The organism is Sphingosinicella terrae (assembly GCF_003347635.1).
Classification (GTDB): domain Bacteria; phylum Pseudomonadota; class Alphaproteobacteria; order Sphingomonadales; family Sphingomonadaceae; genus Allosphingosinicella; species Allosphingosinicella terrae.
The window spans coordinates 1-600 of sequence record NZ_QDFY01000055.1 but is presented as its reverse complement, the minus strand read 5'-3'; the positions used below and the strand labels follow the sequence as shown (position 1 = coordinate 600).

The window sequence follows — 600 nt, the reverse complement described above, 5'->3', positions numbered from 1 at the left end:
GTTATTTATAGCTCTACCAAAGGTACGAGCAAAGTGCTACAATTGGTGTCCGCAGATGGCCGTTTCAAAGCTAACTTGCCGGGAGCAGGTGGACAATTTAAGTTTCCTGCTTGGTCACCGTATTTGACTAAATAAAATAAAATTCTTTTTAGGAGCAACAAATGAAAAAACTAGCTAAAGTATTGATGATTGCGGCACCAGCATTCGTATTAGCAGCTTGCAGCAGCTCATCAGACAATGCTAACGCAAATGCTAACGCAAACGCAGGTCAATTCGGCGGTATGACTGCTGAAGACTTACAAACTCGTTACAACACTGTGTACTTCGGTTTCGATAGCTACGCAGTTGAAGGTGAGTACCAACAACTTTTAGATGCACACGCTGCATACTTAACATCTGCAAACGGTAAAGTAACTGTTGCTGGTCACGCTGACGAACGTGGTACTCCAGAGTACAACATCGCATTAGGTCAACGTCGTGCAGACGCAGTTAAAAACTACTTAGCAACTAAAGGTGCTAACCAAGTTTCAACTGTTTCTTACGGTGAAGAAAAACCGGCTGTGTTAGGTCACACTGAAGCTGACTACGCTAAAAACCGTC

At 43.3% G+C, this 600-nt stretch carries 1 protein-coding gene; it reads left to right on the top strand.

Annotated features, from left to right (window positions below):
• Window positions 1-161 precede the first annotated feature (161 nt).
• Window positions 162-600, top strand: a 439-nt coding sequence (locus tag DDE10_RS23210; protein WP_107775149.1) for an OmpA family protein, incomplete at its 3' end; no start/stop codon positions are given.